Consider the following 24,432-nt stretch of genomic DNA (forward strand, 5'->3'; position numbering starts at 1 on the left):
AGGCAGTATTACTTCCTAAATCTAAACTGTACGTTCATTATACAAAACATCGGGAGAAAATAGCTAATCCTTAACGGGAGCAGCAGGCTTTTTTGAACCGGAAAACTTTTTTGGTCTGCCTATTTACAAAACTAAACGTTCAGTATAATATAAAGCCATAATTAATAAACTAAACGTACAGTATTTAAAAAAGAAAGGTGGAGTTAATATGAATCAGTTAAGTCAAATCAACGGGGTGACCGGGGGAAGCAAGGCTGCGAAGAGCGCAGCAATGCCCGGCTGGATTACCTTTTTGCTGGCAGCTTCCTGCGGACTTATTGTTGCCAATCTGTATTATGCCCAGACGCTGGTCGGACCGATTGCTGCAGCAACGCACCTGTCATCCGGAGCAGCGGGGCTAATTGTCACCCTGACACAGATCGGATATGTGATCGGACTGTTGTTCGTGGTTCCGCTCAGCGATCTTATTGAAAACCGCCGCCTGACTGTAATCTCGCTCCTTGTTGTCGTCGCTGCGCTGGTTGCAGCCACATTTGCTCCGAATGCAGCGTTATTCCTGGGCGCTTCTCTGTTCATCGGCCTTGGTTCTGTAGCAGCCCAGATTCTGGTACCTTACGCTTCATTTCTTGCTGCTGAAGAACACCGCGGCCGGGTAGTAGGCAATGTAATGAGCGGGCTGCTGCTGGGAATTATGTTCGCCCGTCCGCTGGCCAGCTTCGTCTCCGGGCTGTGGGGCTGGCATGCCATCTATGCCATTTCTGCTGTTATCATTGCCTTGCTTACTTTACTGCTGTCCAGAGTGCTGCCCAAGCGTCAGCCTGTGCCTACGATCAACTATGGCGGTCTGATCCGCTCACTGGGAACACTTTTGATCAATACACCGGTACTGCGCCGCCGCGCGCTTTATCAGGCCAGCCTGTTCGGAACGTTCAGCCTGTTCTGGACGACTGTTTCCCTGCGGCTGGCAGATACTTATCATCTGTCCCAGCAGGGGATTGCCCTGTTTGCCCTGGCAGGTGTTGCCGGAGCAGTCGCTTCCCCGATTGCCGGAAGACTGGCTGACAAGGGCTGGACCCGTCCGCTGACCGGACTCGCTTTTCTGCTGGCGGCGGGCGCCTTTCTGATCGCTTACTTATTCCAGGGAAATTCCGCAGTAACGCTGGGCCTGCTCGTTGCCGCAGCCATCCTGCTCGATATGGGGGTTTCCGGAAATCTGGTGCTCGGCCAGCGGGCGATTTATTCCCTGGGCAATGAAGCCAGAGGACGTTTGAACGGTCTGTTCATGGCGATCTTTTTCATCGGCGGAGCTATCGGCTCGTCACTGGGCGGCTGGGCCTACGCTTACGGCGGCTGGGGGCTGACTTCATTGATTGGCATCACTGTTCCAGCGCTGGCTTTCGTGTATTATCTGACTGAGAAGAAGCAGCAGGCTTAACCGCCTCCGGACACTTATAACGTTAAGAAGACCGCTCTCTTGGCTGAACTTCGGCCTGGGCGGTCTTTTTTTGTAATGAAAACCAGCTGCCGGCGTATTAGCTGAGGTAAATCACTTGGCCCGGTGAATTTGCGTAAGAAGGGAGAGCTTGAGAGATGCAAGAGCGCGCATTGCTGCAATCGTTTTGGCACAGGAGAGTGAAGGAAGAGGAGTCGGCAGGCACAACCGCCAGCGCGGATACGGACAGGCTGTTCACTGAGATTTTTGAAAAATACTATTCGAGAATATTCAACTATACCGCGTACCGCGTCAGCTGCCGTTATACGGCCGAGGATCTGACCAGCCAGGTTTTTGAAAAAACATGGTTCAGGCTGCACAGCTACTCCCCGGAAAAAGCGCCCTTTGAGGTGTGGCTGTTCGCCATCGCCAGAAATGTCGTGAACGATCATTACCGCAGCCGGAAGAGAAATCTGTTTTTTTCGCTGGAGGCGGTCCGGGAGCTGGTATCTGGCAAAAAAACACCGGACGAGCAGCTGCTGGAAGGGGAGCGCAACAACCGGTTGAGCACGGCACTGGATACTCTGACAACCAAGGAGCGGAATATTGTGGCGCTGAAATTCGGTGCGGATCTGAAAAATAAGGAGATTGCCGGCCTCACCGGCATGTCCGAGAGCAACGTCGGCGTGATCCTGTACCGGAGCATGAAAAAGCTGAAAGCTGACATAGGGAGCGTGGAGCAGCTGTGAAAAAAGACTATATGCAGGAGTTTGCAAAAGCTGTTGATGACGGTGTGCATCTGAACAATACTGCAGACTGGAGCGGACCGCAGGAATCACTTGAGCTGCTTGAGCTGGGCCGGGCACTGGCCGGAGCGGATTACAGCAAGGCTCATAAGGCGGCAGTGCTTGCCAATGTACAGAGCCGTACCCAACTTAAACAGGAGGCACAACAAATGAAAATAAAAACACAGTGGAAACGCCCGGCTATGGTCATGGCATCCCTGCTGGTAGCCGGTGCGCTGAGCATCAGCTTCGTCAAGCCGTCCTTTGCCCAGGAGCTAATGGGGAGAGTACTGCAGAGCATTAACCTCGGTAACATTATTGCCCATGAGATGGATGCCGCACAGCTTCCCGATTTTCCAAAGGAATGGGAGGGCAAGCTGTTCGACAAGGACGGGAATGTAATCACTTCCGATTCACAAAAGGTTGATGAAATTTATAACGCTGCCGGAGAGCAGATCGTTAATTTTGACGGGGATAAGCTGATTACCAAAAGTGAACAGGAGCAGCGTGATAAGGAAGCGGCAGAGCGTATAGTGGCCGTGAAGAGCCGGGCGGAGCTGGACCAATACGCGATGTTCAAGGTTAAGCTGCCGGAGTATCTGCCGGAGGGCTTTGCTTTTGACCGGGGGGAATTCTACAAGTCGGAGGAAGGCGTTAACGGCAAGTATCTCGATCTGTTCTTTAGCAGTGAGCATGAAGGGCAGGACCTCAAAATGCATTTCCGTTATTCCGACAAGGAAACGGCCTACGAAATGTCTTTCGACGGTAAAGTGGAACCGTTAAAGATTAATGGTGTTGACGCCGTAATGATGGATGACCGGAATCTGGACTGGGAAGCCGACGGCGTGTTGTACAATATTGTATCCCACGGTTTGGACCGGGAAGAGGTGCTGAAGATCGCCGAATCGCTCCGTTAACCGGAGGCTGTACGGTATCGGCTGGAAATATAAAAGAGGAGCCCGCCCTGGTGCGGGCTCTTTCTGCTGCCTTGGGGCAGGCCAGACATCAGGATTTAATATAGTGCAGGCAGCGCCGGAGGAAACGTCTGGTATATACAAAGGAAGCATACAGCAGCAGAGCCAGTACGAGTCCTAACGGAAAACTGAGGATACGCGGCAGATCATACCCGGGATAAAGGGTGAGTGAGACGCCCTTCCAGCCGAATAATCCTAGAAAAGCTGCTATTACGGATAGGATTGAACAAACTGCGCTGCCGGCTGTCCACACACCCAGAATTGGAAGCATAAACAGGCTGACAAAGATTTTGCCGGCAAGGGATGCAGCATTTTTGCGGAAAGCAGTAGCGTTATTCATTCCGTTATTCATTCTGGCGTTCCTCCTGGACCGTTGAGTTTTATGATCTTCGTTACCGTGGAGGCCTTGTCGATATGCAGGCTTTCCGTATAACACACCTCCTGAATGTGGCAGCCCGGTCCGATGCTGATCCTGCTGCCGCAGACCCTTTCAGCTGATGTATGCTCAAGATTAAGCGATTCGCCTTCCAGCAGGCGGCAGTCTAATCTGTGAAAAGGTCCCTTGAGCAAAGGAAAAGCAAGCAGGGAGCCGCTCACGGTCAGGGAGCCCTGTGTTATCAGCTGATTTATTCTGCTGCGGGCGCTAAGGCGGATGATTACCGATTCGGCAACGGTCAGCCGGCCCAGCTGAACAGCCCCTTTTGCCAGAAAGGTTACTGCCGTAATATCTTCTGCCGCCGACAGGTATCCGCTGGACCGGACATGCCCTGCCTCCAGGCTATGTACCCTCAGGCTTCCGAAGCTGTCGACCTGTTCCGCCAGACAATGCCTGGCAATCCGGCATTCTCCCGAAACCTTAAGCCGGCCTGCAGTCACTGTTCCTGACGCTTTGAAATGGCCAAACACATCAACTGTGGACGCAGTCAAATCTTTACGCCGGGTATGGGCACCTCTTACCTTAAAAGGAGGCATATCTGCTGTCACCGTTTTGGCGGATGGATTAAGCATATAGTGATCACCTTCATCTAAATTTATTTTAATAATTAAAATATATATTCATTATAATATATAGTCAATAAAATAAATTTCGCTCCGGCATACAAAAAAAAACCGCCTCATCAACGAGGCAGTGCTGGACGGAGCTTATTGGCTGGTAATTTCATTCATCAGGCTGTTGATCTGGTGAAGAGTATCTGTAAACTTGTGCAGCTCGGCGGCCTCAAACCTGTCGAACAGCTGCAGAATCCGCCGGGTGCCTTCACCGGTAATTTCGATGTTGACCACCCTGCGGTCCTCATTCGTGCGGACCCGCTGAATGAGGCCGGCCTCTTCCAGCTTGTCACACATGGAGGAGGCAGCGCCCGGTGTGACAACAAATCTTTCGGCGATTTCCGTTATCTTCAGGCTGCCGGCCAGCTGTAGCTGAAACAGGAGCATGAGCTGATTCTGGCTCAGGGTTTCTTTCTGAGTGATGCGTTCAATGAATACCTGTGATTTCTGCTGAACGGCAGCCATTGTATCCATAAGGCCAAGGATAGCCTGTGATTTTTGTTGATCCGTGCTCATCGGCAGACACGCTCCATAACTATTTTAGTTATTAAAATATATAGAGATTATAACTTTATTGCCCGGAAGCAGCAAGAAATGTCCTGCGGTGAGAAGGATATCTTATTTATAATTGGCTTAACCGTTGCAATCAGGGAGGAGGTGGAGCCTATTGATTATATAGAATGTCTGCAGAGAACGATTGATTATATTGAGGAGAGGCTTAAGGAGCCGCTTTCTATTGAAGAATGCGCTCAATATGCCGGCTTCTCCAAGTTTCATTTTCACCGGCTGTTTGGCATTCATCTCGATGTCACTCTGATGGAGTATGTCCGCAGAAGGCGGCTGGGGTATGCGATGCTGGAGGTTATGCAGGGAAAAAGAATACTGGACATTGCACTCGATTACGGCTACAGCTCAGAGCGGGCGTTCAGCAGAGCCTTTCAGCAGGAGTTCGGCCAATTGCCCAGCAGCTGCAGGAATGCAGGCTATATTATGCCGCCTAAGCCGGTATTGGGCCAGCAGGTTAATCAATTACGCGGAGGTGGAACAGTGGATTATTTAAGTGAGGTATCTATTGGCAGCCTGGAGTCCATGGATGTTGTGAGCGGAAAAAAAATCAGCCGTAATCCGGAGGAGGAAGTCATTGCAATGGTCACGGATTGGGCCCTGCACAACGGGGTGGCCGGAGCAAGGCAATTCGGGTTCGATGTGCCTGTTACTGACGGGGAGCAGGAAAAGGGTTTGCGCGGCTATGAATATTGGATAGCGGTTGATCAGCAGCCCGGCTCTCTGGACTCCAAGCTAAGTTATAAGCATGTGGAAGGCTGTAAATATGCTGTGCTGCGGATTACCGAGCCGTTCGCTGATCCTTTTGAGCGGATTCCGCTGGGCTGGAAGAAGCTGGCGGCCTGGGTAAACAGTAAGGGGTACCAGACTTCTTGTACCCAAGAGCGTTTTTGGCTTGAAGAAAAGCTTGAGCACGGCAATTCAGTCTTTATGGATCTCTACTTTCCAATTGAATAGCAGCTATCAGCGCAGCCCGACATCATGGAAGCGGTTGGCAATCGGCTCATGCAGCAGCGTCCGGATCGACTGGATAGCTGCTGTTTCCGCTGCCCGGGCAGCGTGAAATAAGTCTATGAAGGAGCTGCCGGGTTCAGACAGAGCGCCAGGTGTGCTGTTCATCTCCGTAGAGTCCAGCATTTTTTCATACAGGGTGGCCAATTTAGCATAGTGCCCGGCTACCTCTTGTGAAGCAGCCCAGTAGCTTACGGCAGACCGTGTATATTGTGCGGTATCACGTTTGGCTGCGGCGTAGACAGAGATGGTTTCATAGGCGCCTGCAGCATCATAATTGCCGGAATGCAGCGCGTTAAGGATAGCTTCATAGGCGGCGAGCCCGCAGGCATAGTCTGCTTCGGGAAGCATAATATCGGGCGATTCTGCTCTGAATACTGCCTGGATGTAGGATTCCTTGATGACCTGCAGCACATCGGTTTCAAGGAGATTTTCATAGATCTGATAATAACAATAGGGCGATTGATTCAGGCCCAGTTCGGCAAAAGACAGCTCCTGTGCCCCGGCCGACCGGCCGTCCAGGTAGTAGAACAGCTGCTTTGTTTCGTGGTAACCGTTCACAATAACAAATCCGTCCTTCCACAGGACGGCGGCGGTGCCGCGGTCGATGGAGCTTTTGATGTCCCGGACAGCCTGACGCTGATAAAGGGGGAAGGTTGGTGTGAAATGGAATCCGCCCCACTGTGAAGCAGTAACACCGATCAGGTCGCAGGCCACCAGATGCTCTGCCATCCAGTTGTAGGCGGTAGCTGAATCGGTATGAAGCTGCCGGTGGACAGAGAAGCGGAAGCACGCCCCGGTCATTCCGGCGAGCATCGGCTTGGGCAGGCTAAACCAGCCCTTGGCCGCAAGTACACCGTACAAAGCATCTGTAAAAGAAAGGGACTCCGCTCTGAACTGAACGGAGGGAAGTATAATTGCGCTCATAGATCATCCTGCTTTCTGGAGAGGAGTTGTTAGCTACCTGGCGGTATGGGCGCCCCACCGGGGAACAAGCGACCGTTTACGGTCAGGGTAGCGTCCGGAGATCAGGCGGATGAGTAACATAGCCCGGTCTTCCAGAGCTTCAGCCTGTCTAAGCACGTTGCCTAATGAAGCCTGCCGGCTTTCCGGCAGCTTCTGCCCTTTGGAAAGGGCAGGCAGTACTGCCTGGATCTCCGGACCAGTAAGATCTGTGAGCTCCCCGTATAGAAGGAGAACCTCGTCAAGGCCCGGTAACCGCCACTGAACCTCCTGCAGATAATCCCTGATTTCTATGCGTGAATAGAGGTAGGAAGCTAATAGATAGCCGGCACCTTCAGCATGGTAATCGTTTTGCTCTAGTGCATTAATTACATATCTGTAGGCCTGCCGGCCGGAGGCAATCTCCTGATCGGGAAGCGTTTTGTATGGAGTTTCCCAGTCATACAGTGCGAGCCGCAGTGATTCCAGTACAGCATCTGTCAGCGGAATGCTCACCTGATCCCCAAAAATCCGGCAATACCAAAAGGAGGTAAAATTGATCCCAAAATTGTCGTACAGCAGTACTTGTGTACCTGTGGAACTGCCGTTCTGAAGATAAAAGATTTCAGCTTCATCGTCATAGCCTTGAATAACGCCGAACTCTGGTATCCAATATACGGCACCAATACCGGAATCAATGCTTTGACGGACCCAGTTGACGGCATCCTGCTGATAGCTCCCGAAGGAGCTGTGTCTTGAGCGTCCGGCATCGTAGACGGTATAGTGCCCCAGGTTATCGATGCCAGGGCTATGCTCGGTTCCCCACTGTCCATAGGCGGTGACCGAATGGGGGAGCAGCCTGCGGTGGGCAGCGAACTTGAAAGCCATGCCGCTGAGTCCGGACAGCATAAACTTGGGCCCGTCAAACCGGCCGGCTGCGGTCAGAATAGCGTAGGCTGCATCTGTAAAGGATTTTGACTCCCGGCGCATCTGAATATGATCCAGTATCATTAATTTGGTTCCTCCGGGTTCAGTAAATGGAGTACAGTCCTGCATCTGGCGGCAACTTTATCCTGCAGCCATTTAGGGCTGGTAAGCTCCAGCCAGTCTGTCATCAGCAGGTGGCGGATGAACAGCTCTGTATCCAGAAAATCCACCTCGTAGAAATCTCCGCTGTGAAGCCGCGCCGGGAAGCCATACCAGTGTCCGTCCGGCGGGGCAGCTGTCAGCCGGAGCCGGGCAGTGAACGGCTTCAGCCTGCGTCCTGTCTCCGTCTGGGAGCCAGGGTCAGGCCCGTCCGGGAAATGCTGACCGGTCAGCTGCAGCTGAAGAATCGAGGACAGCAGATAGTATCTGGGCTGTCCCGCCTGCTGATCCGCAGGTCTTGCGATAAGATGGTCGGCATCGTAATGATTCTCAAGCCTGAGCGGACAGAGCTCAAGCTCGCCGTCTGTACCGTCGTAGATCAGCTTTACGGTGATCCGGCTTCGGATGGCATGATCCAGCAGCTCAAACATCTGCAGGCTGCGGGGGTTTACCGCAAAAAGCGGCAGCCGTGCCTCGCGCTCCAGCTCCTGCTGTCCGGTCAGGCGGCTCAGCAGATGGCCGATCCGCCGTATCCCCGGCCCGTTCTCGTAATTATACTGGCTGTAGCGGTAGGCCAGGTATTTAAGGATTTGCTTCTCCTGATCGGTCATATACAGATAAGGCAGCATAAAGCTGTCATCCTCATAGCAATAGCCGCGTTCCCTGGCTACGTACTGAAGCGGTGCACACAAGGAGGAAGCCATATATTCAATATCCCGCTGAGCCTGGCGCTTGGAGATTTCAAATTGCTCTGCGAGCGATCTGCTGTTCGGATAGCGGCCGGTTCTCACCTGCTGGTCGAACCATTGGATGCGGTGTGTATGGCTCAAGGAAAAGTCTCCTTTTCAGAGTAAATAATAAATAGTAGATAAAAAGATTATGTCGCAGCGGCCCCTATATGCTCCAGTATAGGCAGCCTCTCGTTATGTGACAATCCGGATATGAGACAAGACTGGCCGCCCCCGACTTATATCAGGAAGACAGCCAGCCGTTAAGCAGCAGCTTCAGATAGCGTCCACTTTAACCTGCGGCGCTTTACTGCACCGTTTGCATACCTTAACTCCAGTGCCGTCGCTTTTTACTTTCGGATAAAGCAGCTTGATGCGAGTGCTTGTACAGATCGGGCATGTCCCGCGGCCCCGTGTAGGAAGGGACCAAAGCACACGTCCGCGTTTTGTTTTGGGCATAGGTCTGCGTTCCTCATTTCGCTAGTTTAATTGTTACATCCGGAGTATATAACAGGTGGTACGACATAAAATGTCGTATCAGTTAAGGGGGAGGAAATTTTGTGGTAAGATAACCGCAATTGCTGCTCTGCCTGTCTCAGCAGCGGGTAAAAGCCTGTTTAATAAGGAGGGGATTATCATTTATACCATTTTGGAGGAGCCTGTTGGCGAAGCTTACCGTACACTAATTCAGCTTGCACTGGAAGTATGTGATACTTTTATTCTGGTCAAAAGGGATCAGATGGCGCTGGAGACGGAGGGGGTGGAGCTGCTGGAGCGTCTGCAGCCGTACCATATTAAAACGCTGAAGGAGGACGACTGGCCGGGGACAAAGTTATTCGGGCATTACGCTGACGTTCATTATTTCCGCTGTGCGCAGGAAGCCGCCGCTATTCTTTTGGAGTATACCTCAGGGCTTTATAGCTGGGTGCAGCCCCGGCTGCCGGATGACCTCTGTTTCCTGAAAAACGGGGAACCCTGGCTGACTAACACCGCTCATGAGCATATGAGTTTTCTGGACACCGGTGTGGAGGAAGAGTTGGTCAGATTAGAGCGCAGCGGCCTGCTGATCCGAGACCTGAGCGGATTTAACTGGTCGTGGGATGCGCATACATAGGTTTATATAGATAAGTTTAAGCCTGCTCAGAGTGCGGGCTTTTTTAGTGCTGATTTGTTCAGTAACTTGTTCAGATACGTTTGATGTGGGCAGACAGTTAAATGTGGGCGGAGGCAGAGAGTGAATGAGTAAATGAGTAAGTGAAGGAAGAGAGGAAAATAAAGGGGAAAAGGAAATCAAGGGTAGTGGTGGCCCCTTTGATGGCACTGCCAGCGGGCCAAAGGCGCCGGATCAAAGGGAAAAATCCCTTTAATCTCATCCCGGACGAGCCATACACCCCGCCCCGGGCCATTAATCCCCCATTAATCCCGGCCCCCGCGATTATCCTTCCGGCTTGTCATGCCCGTCTGCATATTGCGGCCAAGTCCCTCATAGACATGTACTAATCAATGCTTTTCAAAACAGGTTAAGGGGATGATGTCATGCGCCGGATAACATGGGTACTCGCGATCATTATGAGCGTGGCCCTGGTGCTCGCGGGTTGCGGGAAGAAGGATGCCGCTTCCGTGGTAAAGGATTTGAATGCTGTGTCTGACAAGCTGGAGAGCAAGCAGGGGGCCTATCAGGGGGCAGGCACGATGACCCTCTATACCGGTGAACAGCCGCAGGAGTATAAGGTGGAGGTCTGGTATAAGAACCCTTCGTACTACCGGATCAGTCTCTCCAATGTACAGAAGGATGTAACGCAGATTGTGCTGCGTAATGATGAAGGGGTATTCGTGCTCACGCCAAGCCTCGGCAAAAGCTTCCGCTTCCAGAGCGACTGGCCGGACAATCAGGGTCAGGTGTATCTGTACCAGACGCTCCTGCGCGGCATCACCGCCGATAACAACCGCCTGCTGACGGAGGAGGGCGACAATTACGTATTCGAGGTGGCAGCGAACTACCAGAGCAGCGCACTTGTGCGGCAGAAGATCTGGCTGGCCAAAAACACCTATGAGCCCAAGCAGGTTCAGGTCTCCGACTCCGAAGCCAAGGTTGTGGTGGATGTGAAGTTTGACAGCTTCAAGTTCGATCCGGAATTTACCAAGGATTCTTTTGATATGCAAAAGAATATGGCAACCGGCACCCCTTCCCAAAGCACAGTGGCCGAGGTTGACGAAAACGGAAATCCGGTAGCGGCGCCGGCCGGGGAAGAAAACGCGGAGCAGGTAACAGCGGAGCTGGGCGATTTCGGGGTTATTGAGCCGGAATACATACCGGCAGGCGTAACCTTCAAGGACTACCACAAAATCGAAGGCAATAAGGACCATGCGGTGCTCATCCGTTATGAAGGGGATTACCAGTATACGATTATGGAAGCCCGCCCGCTGGACCGTGCCGTATCGCTGGCTCCGGCAACGCTGGTCGATCTGGGATTCACTGCAGGGGCACTTACCGGTGACGAGCAGCAGACGCTGACCTGGATGAATGACGGGGTAGAGTTCCGGATTACGAGTGCAAATTTGCCGCTTGACGAAATGATGCAAATTGCCGCTTCTATGCAGTCACAATCGGGTAAGTAATATTCTGTAGGCGGATACAGCGCATTGTGGGAGCCAATCCTCTACAAGCTGTATCCGCTTTTTGCACTATTTGACGACGATGACAGGACCTATGGTGTATCCGCAAAAAGATAGCCCTGCTCACATTGACAGCATCCTTCGCTAAGATTACCATTGGCAGTAAGACTATCAACGCTGCGGTTATCCGTGACGGTGTTTTACTACAATTAAGAAGGTGACCCTGAAGTGCAAGCAAGCTATCGACCTACAGTTGCCGAAATAAATCTGGATGATCTGCGTGCCAATTATGAAGCTTTCCGGGCGGCTTTGCCGGCGGAGACTAAATTTATGGGATGCGTCAAAGGAAATGCGTATGGCCACGGGGCAGTGGAAGTGACGCGGGAGCTTGAACGCCTTGGAGCGGACTATGTTAGTGTAGCTTTTTTGGATGAGGCATTGGAGCTGCGTCAGGCGGGAATACTACTTCCTATCCTGGTACTGGGCTATACCTCACCGGAAGGCATTGCCGTAGCCTGGGAGAACAAGGTGACCGTAACACTATTCACACCGGAGGTGCTGGAGGCGGTAAAGCAGCTTCCTGCAGATCCGGAGCACCGGCTGAAGGTACACATCAAGATTGACAGCGGGATGGGAAGGCTAGGGCTTTTGCCGGCTGATGCCCCCGGCTTCATCGAAGAAGTGGGCCGGACAGCGCAAGCGGAGCTGGAGGGCATGTTTACCCATTTTGCCAAGGCAGACGAAGAAGACAAAAGCTATACACTGTTGCAGTACCGGCGGTTCATGAGCGTGGCGGAAACGCTTCGGGACAAGGATATACATATCCCGATCATACATACGGGCAATAGCGCTACGGCCATTGATACACCTTTCCTATCCAGTAACATGGTGCGTGTAGGCATAAGCTTGTACGGATTTTATCCATCATCAGAGGTAAACCACGAGCGCGTGGCTTTACACCCGGTAATGACGCTGAAGACACAGGCGGTATACATTAAGACACTGCCGTCCGGCTACGGCATCAGCTACGGCACCCGCTACTTCACGGACAGCGAAGAGATCATTGCAACGCTTCCGGTGGGGTACGCAGACGGATATTCCCGCATGCTGACAGGCAAGGCGGAGGTGCTAATACGCGGACGCCGCGCTCCGGTCGTCGGAACAATCTGCATGGACCAGTGTATGGTAACGCTCAAATCTTTCGCTGGAGAAGCGGAACAAATCCAAGCTGGCGAAGAGGTTGTACTCATCGGCCGCCAGGGCAACGCCTATATTACGGCGGATGAACTGGCACTCCATTTAGGCACGATTCACTACGAAGTAATCTGTATGCTGGCTCACCGTGTACCCCGCGTATATATACGTGAGGGTGCTGCTCCCAACCTGGTGAACCCTCTGCTGCAGTCTTAATCCGGTGACACAATATTGTATACAGGAAAAGAATACAAAGGATAATCGTAAGGGCTAGTGTGACATATAGTCTATACGTACCGCCATTTCTAGTTTATAATGGGATGCAGCATACTTGATATACTATCTGCATATATTCCTTGTATAAAATTCCTTGTATATTGCAACACTGGAACACAAGGGCAGAAGGCTTGTGGGGGTGGAAGAGAAGTTGGCCAATTTGCAGAACACCAAAAGAATTATGATCAGTTTGCCCGATCATCTTTTGCAGGAAGTGGATGGGATCGCCCAATTGGAGAACTCTAACCGGAGTGAATTGATCAGGCAGGCCATGAAGCTGTATCTGACGGAACGGAGAAAGCGTACAATCCGGGAATCGATGCAGCGGGGATACATGGAGATGGCCAAGATCAATTTGACGATGGCAAGCGAGGCATTTCTCGCAGAGGAAGATGCAGACAGTACTCTTGGCCGCTTAGTAAGCGGGGTGTAGATATTGATCGTTAAACGCGGCGACGTTTTTTTTGCCGACCTTTCGCCGGTTGTAGGTTCAGAACAAGGCGGAGTAAGGCCGGTACTGGTCATACAGAACGATATTGGCAACCGGTTTAGCCCGACGGTAATTGTGGCAGCTATCACTGCCCAGATCCAGAAGGCCAAGCTGCCGACGCATGTAGAAATTGATGCGGCTGCCCACGGCTTTGACCGGGATTCCGTCATTTTGCTGGAGCAGGTTCGGACGATTGACAAACAACGCTTAACCGATAAGATCACCCATCTGGACGATGATACCATGAAAAAGGTGGATGATTCGCTGCAAATCAGTCTGGGCCTGATTGATTTCTAAATCGGGACAGGAACCAATAATCGCAGAATATGAGAGGGCGTGCTGCTTAAGCAGTGCGTCTTTTTGATATTTGGGTACGGCAGCCAGGACATATATATTTTGAAAAAAGAATCAGCCGTATGCTATAATTAGACCGGATGGTCGGTTTAGAAGGGGGTTACCGGTATAAAAGGACGTTCGGACGGAGAAGAAACGAAGAAACGGATTGTGCAGCAGGCTGCACAGCTGTTCGTGCAAAAAGGATATGCAGCGGTAACGATGAACGAGGTCTGCACGGCGGCCCAAGTAAGCAAAGGCAGCTTATATCACCATTTTCCGAGTAAGGATGAATTGTTTCTGTCCATTGTTGAAGAGGATACAGAGCAGTGGCTCGCAGAATGGGATGCGATACAGGACAAAATCACAGGGATTGAGGACCGCTTTTACGCGCTGGGTGAACATTACGCCAATGACTTTCAGAATCCGCTGATCTGTGGACTGGAGGAATATGCAAGGTCGAGGACTCACTCGGAGGAGATTTATCTGCGGCTCTCACAGCTGTACAATTCCGGGGCAACAGCCTGCCGTAATTTGCTTCAGGAGGGCATGGACTCGGGCTATCTGGCCAGCGGAGACCTGAATCATTATGTGGTGATTGTCTGTGGTATGCTGGAGGGAATCGGCAGAGTCAGAGAGATTACGGCACCCTCGGAGGGGACGGCGGACGTGATGAAGTATTACCGGGACGGCATAAAACTGCTGCTGCAGGGGCTCCGGGCCTGAAGGTTTGATGGAAATGTTTAACGCTGACGCTGAACCGGACGGTTTAATGGCCAGTCTGCTGAAGAGTTTTTTCATGCTATTAATTAGACCGGATGGTCGGTCTTTTACTGGTGTATGGAATGATATATTTACATGAATGATACATGCAGAATAAGCGGAAATTAAAAAATGCTGCTGCATGACGGTTCAATAACAACTTAATGTGTACTAACGGAGGGAAACACAATGTCTTTGCTGTTAAGAAACCGCGGTGCAATGCTGATGCTGATGATCAGTATCTTTTTAACATTTACGGGGATCGGGCTCGTGGTGCCGATTCTGCCGACTTATATGAATGAGCTGCACATCGGGGGCAGTGTCGTCGGGATGCTGGTCGCTGCTTTTTCACTGACCCAGCTGATTGTATCGCCGCTTGCCGGCAGATTGTCTGACCGGATGGGCCGTAAAAGAATTATCGTGCTCGGGCTGGTGGTCTTTTCCCTGTCTGAGGTAGTATTCGGTGTGGCTGAGCTGCCGTGGATGCTGTTCGTGGCCCGGATGCTGGGCGGGATCGGAGCGGCGATGATTATGCCTGCAGTTATGGCATACGTGGCAGATACCACTTCAATGGATGAGCGGGCTAAAGGTATGGGGATGATTAATGCGGCGATCACAACCGGGTTCATTATCGGACCGGGGATCGGCGGCTATCTGGCAGAGTTCGGTATCCGTGTTCCGTTCTTCGCAGCGGCAATTGCGGCGGCTTTTGTAGCTATTATCACATTCATTTTATTGCCGGAATCGCGGGCTACAGCGGCTGCCAATGATAAGGCGGCGGCTCAGCAAAAGAATGAAAGTCTGGTTGCACAGCTGGTGCGCTCATACCGGGAGCCTTATTTTGTCGGACTGGTCATCGTATTCGTTATGTCCTTCGGCCTTGCCAACTATGAAACGGTGTTCGGATTGTTCGTCGATCATAAATTTGGCTTTACACCTAAAGATATCGCTTTTGTGCTGACCTTCGGCTCGATTGCCGGGGCAGTGGTGCAGCTGACTGCTTTTAGCTGGATTTTGAACCGTTTTGGCGAAAATAGAGTGATTTCCATCAGTCTGCTTGCTTCGGGCGTATTCATTCTGCTTACGCTGTTCGTTCATGGCTACTTCATGATTATGGCCGTGACGTTTATCGTCTTCCTGGCGATGGATATTCTGCGTCCCGCTGTCGGCACCCAGTTGTCCAAAATGGCCGGAGAAACGCAGCAGGGCTTCGTCATGGGGATGAACTCTGCGTATACCAGCCTTGGTAATATTGCCGGACCGATTGTTGCCGGTGTCCTGTTCGATCTGGATATTAACTTCCCGTATGCGGCAGCTGCGCTTGTGCTGGTTCTCTGCTTCCTGCTGTCCCTGAGCTCGGCAAAACGGATGGCCCGGCGGGGTGTGCAGGTTAAGTAAGCTTTTGGCGTGCAGTGTGGTGATGCAGTATCCTGTTAACTTTGGCGCAGCGGCAATCTGTGATACTATTTTAGGGTAGGCAATTATGATATCAGCACGTGTGCGGAAAGAGGGATACTATTGGCAGCAGAGAATACGAATGCCGGCAGTCTGCAGGATGATGCTGCACTACGGCAGGAACAGGAACTGATCCTTGCGGCAATTGCCAAGGAGCTGAGCATCAGCCTGAAGCAGGTGCGGACCACTGTAGGGCTTCTGGACGAAGGGAATACCATTCCGTTTATCGCGCGCTACCGTAAGGAAATGACGGGCGAGCTGGATGAGAATGTGCTGCGTGATGTGGAAGAACGGCTGGGCTACCTGCGTAACCTGGGCGACCGCAAGAAGGATGTAATCCGCAGTATCGAGGAGCAGGGCAAGCTGACGCCTGAGCTGCAGGCGCAGATTATGAAGGCGGTCAAGCTGCAGGAAGTCGAGGATTTATACCGTCCTTACAAGCAGAAACGCAAGACTAGAGCAAGCGTGGCCAAGGAAAAAGGGCTGGAGCCGCTGGCGGACTGGGTGCTTGAGCAGCGCCGCCAGGGTCAGCCGCTTGAGGAGGCCGCTAAATATATAGATGCGGACAAAGGTGTGGAAAGTGCCGAATCCGCACTGATGGGTGCAATGGATATTATCGCAGAGAACATCGCCGATGATCCGGTTATCCGGGCTTGGGTCCGCCAGTATACGGCGAGCCAGGGCATTCTCGTCTCGGAAGCAAAGGATGCGGAGCAGGAGAGTGTCTACGAGAACTACTACAGCTACCGCGAACCGGTACATAAAATGCCGCCGCACCGCATTCTCGCCATCAACCGCGGTGAACGGGAAGGTGTGCTGAAGGTCGGGATCGAAATCGTTCCCGATAAAATTCACGGTTTTATCACGCGCAAGCTGATCAAGGGGCCGTCCCCGGTCAAGGAACTGCTGGAGACTGTGACCGAGGATGCCTACAAGCGGCTGATCGCTCCTTCAGTAGAGCGTGAGGTGCGCGGGGAAATGACGGAGAAGGGCGAGACGCAGGCGATCTCGATTTTTTCGGGCAATCTGCGCAGCCTGCTGCTGCAGCCGCCGGTCAGAGGGCGCAACGTGCTCGGCGTTGACCCGGCTTACCGCACCGGCTGCAAGCTTGCCGTTGTTGACGACACCGGCAAGCTGCTGGAGGTGGCCGTGACTTATCCGACGCCGCCGAACAACAAGAAGAAGGAAGCGGCGGCGAAGTTCAAGGAGCTGATCGCCAAATACGGCATCAAGCTGATTGTGATCGGCAACGGCACGGGCTCCCGGGAGACGGAGCAGTTCACCGCCGAGGTCATTGCCGAGATCGGTGATCCGGAGCTGGCGTACCTGATCGTAAACGAGGCAGGAGCCAGCGTCTATTCCGCCTCCAAGCTCGCGGCGGAGGAGTTCCCGGATCTGGATGTGGCCGAGCGCAGCGCGGCATCGATTGCCCGCCGCGTGCAGGACCCGCTCGCGGAGCTGGTCAAGATCGACCCGAAGGCGATCGGGGTCGGGCAGTACCAGCACGATGTCTCGCAGAAGCATCTGGAGGAAAGCCTGAAGGCCGTCGTGGAATCGGCCGTTAACCATGTCGGCGTCGACGTGAATACGGCTTCGCCGTCGCTGCTCTCTTATGTAGCGGGAGTCAACTCGACGATCGCTAAGAATATCGTTAAGTTCCGCGAGGAGAACGGCAAGTTCACCACGCGTAAGGCACTGCAAAAGGTACCGCGCCTCGGCGCGAAGTCCTATGAGCAGTGTATCGGGTTCCTGCGTATTCCCGAAGGGGACAATACGCTGGACCGCACGCCGATCCACCCGGAATCGTATCCGGTGGTCGACCGTTTGTTCCGCGAGCTCGGGCTGGACGTAGCGAAGCTCGGCAGCCGCGAGATCGCAGCTGAGCTCGCAGCGCAGGATGCCGAAGGGCTTGCCGTGAAGCTGGATGTCGGCGTGCCCACGCTGCGCGACATCCTGGAGAGCCTGCAGCGTCCGGGCCGCGACCCGCGCGAGGAGCTGCCGCTGCCGATCTTCCGCACGGATGTGCTGAAGATCGAGGACCTGGTTCCCGGCATGGAAATGCAGGGAACCGTCCGCAACGTCATCGACTTCGGCGCCTTCGTCGATATCGGCATCAAAAATGACGGGCTGGTCCACATCTCCCAGCTCAGCGGCAGCTTCGTCAAGCATCCGATGGACGTCGTCTCCGTTGGCGACAACGTGACCGTCTGGGTGCTCGGCGTCGACCTCAAGAAAGGCCGGGTCAGCCTGACCATGCGCCAGCCGCGTGAAACTGCGGGCAGTGTGAAGTAGCGGGTACACGCAGCGTAAAGTAGGCTGTAACTGGAGTTATGCTACGTGCGCATTAATGTGCGTTTTTAAAACTAACTGATGAGGATGTCCCCGCGCCGGAAACGGCGGTGGGGGCATTTTTTTGTTTCAGATCGGGTTTCTGCTGCTGGGAATACTTCTGCTGGCTCATCGAGCGCACATTCAAACGGACCCAGACGACGTTATTTTCACATTTCCAAGCCATCTTCCGGGTTAGCGGACCCCAGTGACGTTATCCGTGAACAAATCGTGAAAAAGGCGGCGTATTCGCATGAATAAGCGCAACTGAGTCCGTTAGCCGGACAAACTATAGAAAAACAGGCAAATAACGCTTCCTGTGTCCGTTAGAGTAGCTGTTTTTGTCAATCATGAACAGTAGTGGCAAACGTATTTTCAAGTTACGGTCTAAGAATATCCTATTGGTCAACTGCACAATGCATTTCGTCCGTTCATCAATATTTTTTCGTTCTGTTAGCCATTATACTGAAAGCGTGTTCAACATGAGTGCTAGGGGGATTAACAATGGAAGGATTAACAATTGGCTGGTATGGGGCATTGGCGGGGCTGGCGTTGGCCATTATTCTGATACTGAGAAAGCTCAATCCCGTTTATGCTTTGTTTCTGGGGGCGATCGTCGGGGCGTTAATCGGCGGTGCCAACCTGGAGCAGACTGTAAGCGTTCTTGTAAGCGGTACACAAAGTGTAATGGGGACTGTGCTGCGTGTACTTGCGGCTGGTGTGCTGGCCGGAGTGATGATGGAGTCGGGCGCGGCAGAGACGATTGCCCAGGCCATTGTGCGTAAGTTCGGCGGCAGCAAAGCTATTTTGGCTTTGGCGCTGGCGACGATGATTATTACCGCAGTAGGTGTTTTTATTCCGGTAGCGGTACTGATTGTTGCGCCGATTGCATTGTCAGTCGGCAATAAAATGGGCATCTCCAAAACAGCGCTGCTGCTGGCACTGTCCGGTGGCGGTAAAGCGGGGAACATCATTTCGCCCAATCCAAATACGATTGCTGCAGCCCGCGGCTTCGAGCTTGATCTCAGCCATGTCATGCTGGCGGGCCTGATTCCGGCGGTATGCGGTCTGATTGTAACGGTAATTGTGGCTTCACTGCTGAAGAAAAAAGGGAATATGGTTACAGACGAAGAAGCACAGAACGGTAACATTGACACTACGAAGTACCCGCCGCTCGGCAAAGCGATTGTTGCACCGCTCGTTGCAGTCATCCTGCTGATGATTAATCCGATCGGCTCGCTGTCCGGCATTGACGCATTGGCTAATTTTAAAGTGGATGCACTGTACATCCTGCCGATTGCCGGGATTGTCGGTATGCTGGCTATGGGCCAGAGTAAAAAAATCCTGCAATACACTTCTTCCGGACTTAATAAAATGACGGCAACCGTACTGATCCTGATCGGCGCCGGCGGAATTGCCGGTCTGATCTCGGCCTCCGATCTTTCCACACAGGTAGTGCAGCTGATTGAAACAGCAGGCATTTCGGGTACATTCCTGGCACCGATCTCCGGGATTTTGATGGCGGCAGCTACGGCTTCTACCTCCACAGGTGTTATTCTGGCAACCGGCTCCTTCGGGCAGGCCATTCTCGATATGGGTACCGCTCCGCTGGCGGCAGCTGTTATGGTACACACCGGTGCGACTGTCATCGACTCGCTTCCACAGGGGAACTACTTCCACGTAACTGCGGACAGTATGAAAATGAGCATCAAGCAGCGTATGGGCGTAGTGCCTTACGAGGCGATTGTCGGCGGAACGATGGCGGTTGTGGCTACGATTATCTACGGATTTTTGTTCTAAACTAAACATGGGGTGAGGAAATGAGAGAGAAAACCTTTGTACTGGCACCGGATTCTTTTAAAGAGAGCATGACCGCGAAGGAAGTCTGTACGGCAATGGAAAAAGGGCTGCGGAAGGTTTATCCCGGTGCTGAATATATACATGTTCCGATGGCGGACGGCGGGGAGGGTACGGTTCAGTCCCTGGTAGATGCTTCGGGCGGGCAGATGTATACAAAAGAAGTGACAGGGCCGCTGGGCCAGCCGGTTAAGGCACAATACGGCATCATGGGCGACGGTCTGACGGCAGCGATTGAGATGGCTTCAGCCAGCGGAATACAGCTGGTGAATAAGGCAGACCGCAACCCGCTGATTACGACCACCTACGGGACCGGCGAACTGATCCGGGAATGCCTGGACCGCGGCATCCGCAGCATCATCATTGGCATCGGCGGCAGCGCGACAAATGACGGGGGCACCGGAATGGCGGAGGCGCTTGGCGCAAAATTCCTGGATGCCGCGGGTGGGATGCTGCCGCGCGGCGGCGGCAGTCTGGACCGTTTGGCCAGCATCGATGTGTCGGGGCTGGATGAGCGGCTGCAGCAAGTGCAGCTGATCGTGGCCTGTGATGTAACCAACCCGCTGTGCGGTGAACGGGGCGCATCCGTTGTATTCGGACCGCAAAAAGGCGCTACGCCTGAGCTGGTGCAGCAGCTCGATGCTAATCTGGCCCATTATGCGGAAGTAGTCAAACAGCAGCTTGGCAAGGATGTCCGCGAACTGCCGGGTGCCGGAGCGGCCGGAGGGCTTGGCGCGGGACTGATGATTTTTACCCGGGCCACACTGCAGCGGGGCATCGAGATCGTGATTCAATATACCGGCCTGAAGGAAAAAATAGCGGATGCCGATCTGGTGTTCACCGGTGAAGGCGGCATCGACTTCCAGACCAAGTTCGGCAAAACGCCTTATGGCGTAGCCGCCACTGCCAAGGAAAGCGGAAAAAAAGTCATCGCCCTGGCCGGCTACATCGGCGAAGGCATTGATACGCTGTACGCCGAGGGCATCGACGCGATCTTCGGCATCGTTCCCGGCGCCTCCGAGCTGGAAAAGCTGCTGAAGGACGGTCCGGCCAACGTCGAGCGGACCTGTGAGAACATTGCCAGAGTGCTGAAGCTGGCCGATTAAAGATTGAAAAAGGCTACCTCCTGAGCGGACTATTCCGTGGGGGCAGCCTTTTTTTAGCTACTTATACAGTGCCAACAAACCATAAGTAAGCTCCAGCAGCTGTAGCAGGTTGCGCGGATCCTTGCCGGTCAGACTCTCAATCCTTTTCAGCCTGTATTGCAGGGTGTTGCGATGGATGTTTAACGCCTCAGAGGTCTGGGAGACACTACAGTTATGGTTGATAAAGCTGCGCAGCGTCTCCAGCAGATCGGCGGTATCCTCCAGCTTGACCACTGTACCCGCACTTGCGGTCAGCTTCGCATGGCTCAGCTTCACCAGAAATTCATGCTCTGCGTAATGGATAATCTGCCGGTCTGGTTTAAGTGCCAGCAGAATGCCCATGGCCGATTTAGCCTGCCGGTAGCTCTCGGCGATGTTGGCCTCCTGCTTGCCGGCTGCCAGCAAAGCACGGGGCTGTCGATCAAGCAGCTGAGGGATCAGCGGCGTGCAATCCTCCTGATTCTGGACCAGGATCAGCCAGCTGTCCTCCTCGATGTGGAAGGAGGGATGCGTAAGCAGCAGCTTGGATTGTGTCTCCGGCGGGACGAAGTTCTTGAGCAGCAGTACCGTGGTTTTGAGCAAAAGATCAAGCTGATAGGCAGAGGCTTCCTTGCGCAGCTTCTGCGTGTAGGCTCCCTGGTGGGACAGCAGCAGCTCCAGAAAGGCCTTCTTGCGGCTTGCTTCATTGGCAAGATCCTCAAGGGTGTTCCTTTGTTCGATCAATAGCGAGACGGTGGTCCGGACGATGTTACAAAACGGGCGGACCTCATCGGGATTGCCGGATATGCCGATTACACCGACACGGTTGCCGGCGATGACAATCGGCTCGTTGGTGCCTTTTTTCTCAAAACGGCCGTCCTGCCAGACCTCGATCATTTTACCGGTAGCCAGAGCTTTGACCGCCCCTTGATGAACCGTACCGACCCGTTCCCGGGTTCCGCTGCCGATGATAATGCCTTCATGATTCATAATGTTAATGTTATAGGGGATGTCCATCATCATCTTGTCTACAATTTCCTGTGCCTGTTTCTCTGAGAGCTGCAGCAACCGTTTTATCCTCCTCTGCCAAACATGACCTGCGGCATGATCATATACTTTGTGCACATGAACAAAATTATAACGGTTTCATCAGCTTGATTAAAGCGGGAGATGTGTCTTTTTGGAGAAACCGGTTAATGAAGCTGATAGGGTACGTTTAGGCCTGACAAAGCCGGATGATCCAGCAACAAAAGCTGCCGCCGGACCGTCTAATTTATATCAGCAACAAGCTAAGGAGGGATTTTATGCATACTGGAAAAAAGACAAGTAAGCTGGCCCAGGCTGCCGCCGCGTTCGTACTTCTTGCTGCCTGCAGCAATACACCGGCAGCAGAGCCGGAGGCTACAGCAACGCCGGTACAGACAGAGCAGCCTGCCGCAAGCCCGGTGCCAAGCCAGCCACCGGAACCGTCAGCTGAGCCTTCTGCATCCGCATCCCCGGCCGCTGTGCCGGATGAAGGAACACCGCCCACCGCACTTGAAGCAGCCTCGACAGTAATGAATGCACTGAAGAACGGCAACATGGAAACACTGTCCGCGTGGGTATCGCGGGATCACGGAGTACGCTTTTCGCCATATGGCTATGTGGACACTGAAAACGATCTGGTGTTCACCCAAGAGGAGATTAGCGGTTTAATGAAGGACTCCGAACAACGTTTATGGGGGAGCTTCCAAGGAAGCGGAGAGCCGATTAATCTGACTTTTGCAGAGTATTTCGAACGGTTCGTATATGATGCAGATTTTGCCGATGATGCGCAAATCTCCCTGAACACGGCGGAGAATAAAGGGACGATGATCAACAACATTAAAGAAGTGTACCCCGCCGACAAATATGATTATGTAGATTACCACATCAGCAGCATCGATCCGCAGTATCAGGGGATGGACTGGCGCAGTCTGCGGCTGGTGTTTGAGAAGATTGGTGAAGATCGGATTCTGGTAGGGATTGTGCATGATGAGTGGACGCCTTAACCGAATAGGAATGTAAAAGAAGGCGCAATCCCGTCACGGTGTGGGAGCTGCGTTTTCTTTTGATTTTGGGCTCCATTCCCAAAGGTATGAAACGTTTAATGCTGTTAAATCGTAGTAAATAAAAAAAGTGAGGTGTTTACCATGAATAATAAATCGCTTACGACTGGCGTCTCTTTAGGCCTTTGCTTCGGAGTTATATTTTGGGTAGCCCTTGATAGCGTATTGTTTGGAATTATTTTCGGAATCATTTTTGGAGTTATATTCTCCCAGACTAATACTAAGGAGTAAGTTTCATACTTGCCAGGCATGAATCTATATAGAGGAGAAAAACAGTAGGGCTAACATAGTATTTAATGAGTTACAACATATAAAAGGCCGTGCCTACCTTCAAGGTAAGCACGGCCTTTTTTTAAAGCGTCTTATTTCAACTTAATCGCGGAACCCGCACCAGCAGCACTGCCATCAGAAGCCTGCACAGTTGCTGTGTAGCCTTCCGGCAGGTAGGTCACAACGGAGGCGCTGGAGATGACCTGCGGGTACATGCTGTTAGGATCTGGCTTGGTAACGCTGAAGTAGATTACAGCGGTTTTATCTTTGCCGAATTCGATCTTGTCGATAGCCAGGCCGTAGCCCGGGTTCGGCAGGTTGTTGACGGTGACGGTGGCTTTGCTGATGCCGTCGGCCGCTTTTTCCAGCTTCACTTCTGCATCGTATTCGTAGGCTGGAGCTTCAGCGCTGTCGTCGGGAGTAATAACTTCCTTCGCGAATTTGGCTGCATCATAGATCCAGACCGCCGCTTCGGTGCGGGTTACCGCATCGGTCGGACGGAAGGTGCCGTTGGTGCCAAGGGTTACGATACGGGTGTTGACCAGAATCTGCAGGCTTCCCATCTGCTCGTTGGACATTTTGTCGCCGTCGGAAACCATCGCGTACATCATCGTTACCGGGAAGTTCCCTTTGCTCTGCAGCGCTTGGGTCAGCAGATGCGCGAACTGGGCGCGGGTGATCGATCCGTTCGGATCTACGGTTTTGTCCAGGGACAGACCGTTCTGCTTGGCCGTTACGAATGCGGATGCATACCAGGCATTATCTTTTACTTTGTCAAAATAGTCGCTCGCCTTACCGGATTCGGTAGGGGAAAGCTTCAGGCCGCTGACGATGAACTGCACGCCTTGGGCAAAGGTTACTTTTGATTTTGGTGCGAACAGATCGCTTGTTACTCCGTTAACAATGCCTTCACTGTGCAGTGCGTTGATCTTTGCTTCGTTAGCATCGCCCTTCATATCGGAAAAGGCAAACGCCGATGTTCCCATGGATACTGTTGCCGCCAGGATACCGCACGCTATTGTCAGTTTTTTAGCGCCAGTCTGGAATGATAATTTCTTCATGTGCCTC

At 52.8% G+C, this 24,432-nt stretch carries 25 protein-coding genes; 16 read left to right on the forward strand and 9 right to left on the reverse strand.

Annotation, left to right across the window (positions count from 1 at the left end; genetic code table 11):
• Window positions 1-271: 271 nt before the first annotated feature.
• The 3 genes from NST84_RS05440 (at window position 272) to NST84_RS05450 (ending at window position 3,134) form a co-directional block, all read left to right on the forward strand.
• Window positions 272-1,435, forward strand: a complete 1,164-nt coding sequence (locus NST84_RS05440) for an MFS transporter (protein ID WP_342566358.1) — start codon at window positions 272-274, stop codon at window positions 1,433-1,435.
• A gap of 155 nt (window positions 1,436-1,590) precedes the next feature.
• The gene (locus NST84_RS05445; RefSeq protein ID WP_342564616.1) at window positions 1,591-2,181 is read left to right on the forward strand and encodes a sigma-70 family RNA polymerase sigma factor; all 591 of its coding nucleotides are present in this window, start codon (window positions 1,591-1,593) and stop codon (window positions 2,179-2,181) included.
• Complete coding sequence (locus NST84_RS05450; RefSeq protein ID WP_342564617.1) at window positions 2,178-3,134, forward strand: DUF4367 domain-containing protein; 957 nt, start codon at window positions 2,178-2,180, stop codon at window positions 3,132-3,134. The genes NST84_RS05445 and NST84_RS05450 overlap by 4 nt, the downstream gene beginning before the upstream one ends.
• Before the next feature lie 88 nt (window positions 3,135-3,222).
• Here the strand turns inward: NST84_RS05450 and NST84_RS05455 are convergent, their stop codons facing one another.
• From NST84_RS05455 to NST84_RS05465, 3 genes are all read right to left on the reverse strand, one after another.
• On the reverse strand, window positions 3,223-3,543 hold the full coding sequence (locus tag NST84_RS05455; RefSeq protein ID WP_342564618.1) for a hypothetical protein: 321 nt from the start codon (window positions 3,541-3,543) through the stop codon (window positions 3,223-3,225).
• Window positions 3,540-4,199, reverse strand: a complete 660-nt coding sequence (locus NST84_RS05460; RefSeq protein WP_342564619.1) for a hypothetical protein — start codon at window positions 4,197-4,199, stop codon at window positions 3,540-3,542. Before NST84_RS05460 ends, NST84_RS05455 begins: the two co-directional genes overlap by 4 nt.
• Window positions 4,200-4,334: 135 nt before the next feature.
• Window positions 4,335-4,757 (reverse strand): MarR family transcriptional regulator, encoded by a 423-nt coding sequence (locus NST84_RS05465; protein WP_047171033.1) that lies wholly within the window; start codon window positions 4,755-4,757, stop codon window positions 4,335-4,337.
• A gap of 141 nt (window positions 4,758-4,898) precedes the next feature.
• On the opposite strand from NST84_RS05465, the gene NST84_RS05470 reads away from it, so the two are divergent.
• Window positions 4,899-5,762 (forward strand): AraC family transcriptional regulator, encoded by an 864-nt coding sequence (locus tag NST84_RS05470; protein ID WP_342564620.1) that lies wholly within the window; start codon window positions 4,899-4,901, stop codon window positions 5,760-5,762.
• Between the two features lie 6 nt (window positions 5,763-5,768).
• On the opposite strand, the gene NST84_RS05475 is transcribed toward NST84_RS05470, so the two are convergent.
• The 4 genes from NST84_RS05475 to NST84_RS05490 form a co-directional block, all read right to left on the reverse strand.
• The gene (locus NST84_RS05475; RefSeq protein WP_342564621.1) at window positions 5,769-6,743 is read right to left on the reverse strand and encodes a hypothetical protein; all 975 of its coding nucleotides are present in this window, start codon (window positions 6,741-6,743) and stop codon (window positions 5,769-5,771) included.
• Between the two features lie 33 nt (window positions 6,744-6,776).
• The gene (locus NST84_RS05480; RefSeq protein ID WP_342564622.1) at window positions 6,777-7,769 is read right to left on the reverse strand and encodes a hypothetical protein; all 993 of its coding nucleotides are present in this window, start codon (window positions 7,767-7,769) and stop codon (window positions 6,777-6,779) included.
• On the reverse strand, window positions 7,769-8,674 hold the full coding sequence (locus tag NST84_RS05485; protein ID WP_342564623.1) for a WYL domain-containing protein: 906 nt from the start codon (window positions 8,672-8,674) through the stop codon (window positions 7,769-7,771). The genes NST84_RS05480 and NST84_RS05485 overlap by 1 nt, the downstream gene beginning before the upstream one ends.
• 174 nt (window positions 8,675-8,848) lie before the next feature.
• Window positions 8,849-9,031: a hypothetical protein gene (locus NST84_RS05490; protein ID WP_342564624.1), complete on the reverse strand. Its 183-nt coding sequence runs from the start codon at window positions 9,029-9,031 to the stop codon at window positions 8,849-8,851.
• Between the two features lie 190 nt (window positions 9,032-9,221).
• Here NST84_RS05490 and NST84_RS05495 point away from each other — a divergent pair, with 190 nt between their 5' ends.
• From NST84_RS05495 to NST84_RS05540, 10 genes are all read left to right on the forward strand, one after another.
• Window positions 9,222-9,686, forward strand: a complete 465-nt coding sequence (locus NST84_RS05495) for a hypothetical protein (RefSeq protein WP_342564625.1) — start codon at window positions 9,222-9,224, stop codon at window positions 9,684-9,686.
• A gap of 422 nt (window positions 9,687-10,108) precedes the next feature.
• The gene (locus NST84_RS05500; protein WP_342564626.1) at window positions 10,109-11,191 is read left to right on the forward strand and encodes an outer membrane lipoprotein carrier protein LolA; all 1,083 of its coding nucleotides are present in this window, start codon (window positions 10,109-10,111) and stop codon (window positions 11,189-11,191) included.
• Between the two features lie 225 nt (window positions 11,192-11,416).
• Window positions 11,417-12,598 (forward strand): alanine racemase, encoded by a 1,182-nt coding sequence (gene alr / locus NST84_RS05505; RefSeq protein ID WP_342564627.1) that lies wholly within the window; start codon window positions 11,417-11,419, stop codon window positions 12,596-12,598.
• 211 nt (window positions 12,599-12,809) lie between these two features.
• Entirely contained in the window at window positions 12,810-13,091 is a 282-nt protein-coding gene (locus tag NST84_RS05510) for a ribbon-helix-helix protein, CopG family (protein WP_039878289.1), read from the forward strand.
• Between the two features lie 3 nt (window positions 13,092-13,094).
• Entirely contained in the window at window positions 13,095-13,445 is a 351-nt protein-coding gene (locus NST84_RS05515) for a type II toxin-antitoxin system PemK/MazF family toxin (RefSeq protein ID WP_039870351.1), read from the forward strand.
• A gap of 207 nt (window positions 13,446-13,652) precedes the next feature.
• Window positions 13,653-14,207, forward strand: coding sequence for a TetR/AcrR family transcriptional regulator (locus NST84_RS05520; RefSeq protein ID WP_342564628.1), 555 nt, complete (start codon window positions 13,653-13,655; stop codon window positions 14,205-14,207).
• Between the two features lie 225 nt (window positions 14,208-14,432).
• Window positions 14,433-15,641: an MFS transporter gene (locus NST84_RS05525; RefSeq protein WP_342564629.1), complete on the forward strand. Its 1,209-nt coding sequence runs from the start codon at window positions 14,433-14,435 to the stop codon at window positions 15,639-15,641.
• 120 nt (window positions 15,642-15,761) lie between these two features.
• Window positions 15,762-17,990, forward strand: a complete 2,229-nt coding sequence (locus NST84_RS05530; RefSeq protein WP_342564630.1) for a Tex family protein — start codon at window positions 15,762-15,764, stop codon at window positions 17,988-17,990.
• 540 nt (window positions 17,991-18,530) lie between these two features.
• Window positions 18,531-19,826, forward strand: a complete 1,296-nt coding sequence (locus NST84_RS05535; protein ID WP_342564631.1) for an SLC13 family permease — start codon at window positions 18,531-18,533, stop codon at window positions 19,824-19,826.
• 20 nt (window positions 19,827-19,846) lie between these two features.
• Window positions 19,847-20,989 (forward strand): glycerate kinase, encoded by a 1,143-nt coding sequence (locus tag NST84_RS05540; protein ID WP_342564632.1) that lies wholly within the window; start codon window positions 19,847-19,849, stop codon window positions 20,987-20,989.
• Between the two features lie 57 nt (window positions 20,990-21,046).
• Here the strand turns inward: NST84_RS05540 and NST84_RS05545 are convergent, their stop codons facing one another.
• The gene (locus tag NST84_RS05545) at window positions 21,047-22,075 is read right to left on the reverse strand and encodes a sugar diacid recognition domain-containing protein (protein WP_342564633.1); all 1,029 of its coding nucleotides are present in this window, start codon (window positions 22,073-22,075) and stop codon (window positions 21,047-21,049) included.
• A gap of 112 nt (window positions 22,076-22,187) precedes the next feature.
• On the opposite strand from NST84_RS05545, the gene NST84_RS05550 reads away from it, so the two are divergent.
• Entirely contained in the window at window positions 22,188-22,337 is a 150-nt protein-coding gene (locus NST84_RS05550) for a hypothetical protein (protein ID WP_342564634.1), read from the forward strand.
• Window positions 22,312-23,037: a hypothetical protein gene (locus NST84_RS05555; protein WP_342564635.1), complete on the forward strand. Its 726-nt coding sequence runs from the start codon at window positions 22,312-22,314 to the stop codon at window positions 23,035-23,037. The genes NST84_RS05550 and NST84_RS05555 overlap by 26 nt, the downstream gene beginning before the upstream one ends.
• 419 nt (window positions 23,038-23,456) lie before the next feature.
• On the opposite strand, the gene NST84_RS05560 is transcribed toward NST84_RS05555, so the two are convergent.
• Window positions 23,457-24,425: an S-layer homology domain-containing protein gene (locus NST84_RS05560; RefSeq protein WP_342564636.1), complete on the reverse strand. Its 969-nt coding sequence runs from the start codon at window positions 24,423-24,425 to the stop codon at window positions 23,457-23,459.
• Between the last annotated feature and the right edge of the window lie 7 nt (window positions 24,426-24,432).

Origin of the sequence: Paenibacillus sp. FSL R7-0345 (assembly GCF_038595055.1) — a bacterium.
In the GTDB taxonomy this organism is placed as follows: domain Bacteria; phylum Bacillota; class Bacilli; order Paenibacillales; family Paenibacillaceae; genus Paenibacillus_AQ.

What these genes read in the sequence shown, in the direction of transcription:
- NST84_RS05440 (WP_342566358.1), top strand. Translation starts at nt 272, where the DNA reads ATGCCCGGCTGGATTACCTTTTTGCTGGCAGCTTCCTGCGGACTTATT.
- NST84_RS05445 (WP_342564616.1), top strand. Translation starts at nt 1,591, where the DNA reads ATGCAAGAGCGCGCATTGCTGCAATCGTTTTGGCACAGGAGAGTGAAG.
- NST84_RS05455 (WP_342564618.1), bottom strand. Translation starts at nt 3,543, where the DNA reads ATGAATAACGGAATGAATAACGCTACTGCTTTCCGCAAAAATGCTGCA.
- NST84_RS05460 (WP_342564619.1), bottom strand. Translation starts at nt 4,199, where the DNA reads ATGCTTAATCCATCCGCCAAAACGGTGACAGCAGATATGCCTCCTTTT.
- NST84_RS05465 (WP_047171033.1), bottom strand. Translation starts at nt 4,757, where the DNA reads ATGAGCACGGATCAACAAAAATCACAGGCTATCCTTGGCCTTATGGAT.
- NST84_RS05475 (WP_342564621.1), bottom strand. Translation starts at nt 6,743, where the DNA reads ATGAGCGCAATTATACTTCCCTCCGTTCAGTTCAGAGCGGAGTCCCTT.
- NST84_RS05480 (WP_342564622.1), bottom strand. Translation starts at nt 7,769, where the DNA reads ATGATACTGGATCATATTCAGATGCGCCGGGAGTCAAAATCCTTTACA.
- NST84_RS05490 (WP_342564624.1), bottom strand. Translation starts at nt 9,031, where the DNA reads ATGCCCAAAACAAAACGCGGACGTGTGCTTTGGTCCCTTCCTACACGG.
- NST84_RS05500 (WP_342564626.1), top strand. Translation starts at nt 10,109, where the DNA reads ATGCGCCGGATAACATGGGTACTCGCGATCATTATGAGCGTGGCCCTG.
- NST84_RS05525 (WP_342564629.1), top strand. Translation starts at nt 14,433, where the DNA reads ATGTCTTTGCTGTTAAGAAACCGCGGTGCAATGCTGATGCTGATGATC.
- NST84_RS05535 (WP_342564631.1), top strand. Translation starts at nt 18,531, where the DNA reads ATGGAAGGATTAACAATTGGCTGGTATGGGGCATTGGCGGGGCTGGCG.
- NST84_RS05540 (WP_342564632.1), top strand. Translation starts at nt 19,847, where the DNA reads ATGAGAGAGAAAACCTTTGTACTGGCACCGGATTCTTTTAAAGAGAGC.
- NST84_RS05555 (WP_342564635.1), top strand. Translation starts at nt 22,312, where the DNA reads ATGCATACTGGAAAAAAGACAAGTAAGCTGGCCCAGGCTGCCGCCGCG.
- NST84_RS05560 (WP_342564636.1), bottom strand. Translation starts at nt 24,425, where the DNA reads ATGAAGAAATTATCATTCCAGACTGGCGCTAAAAAACTGACAATAGCG.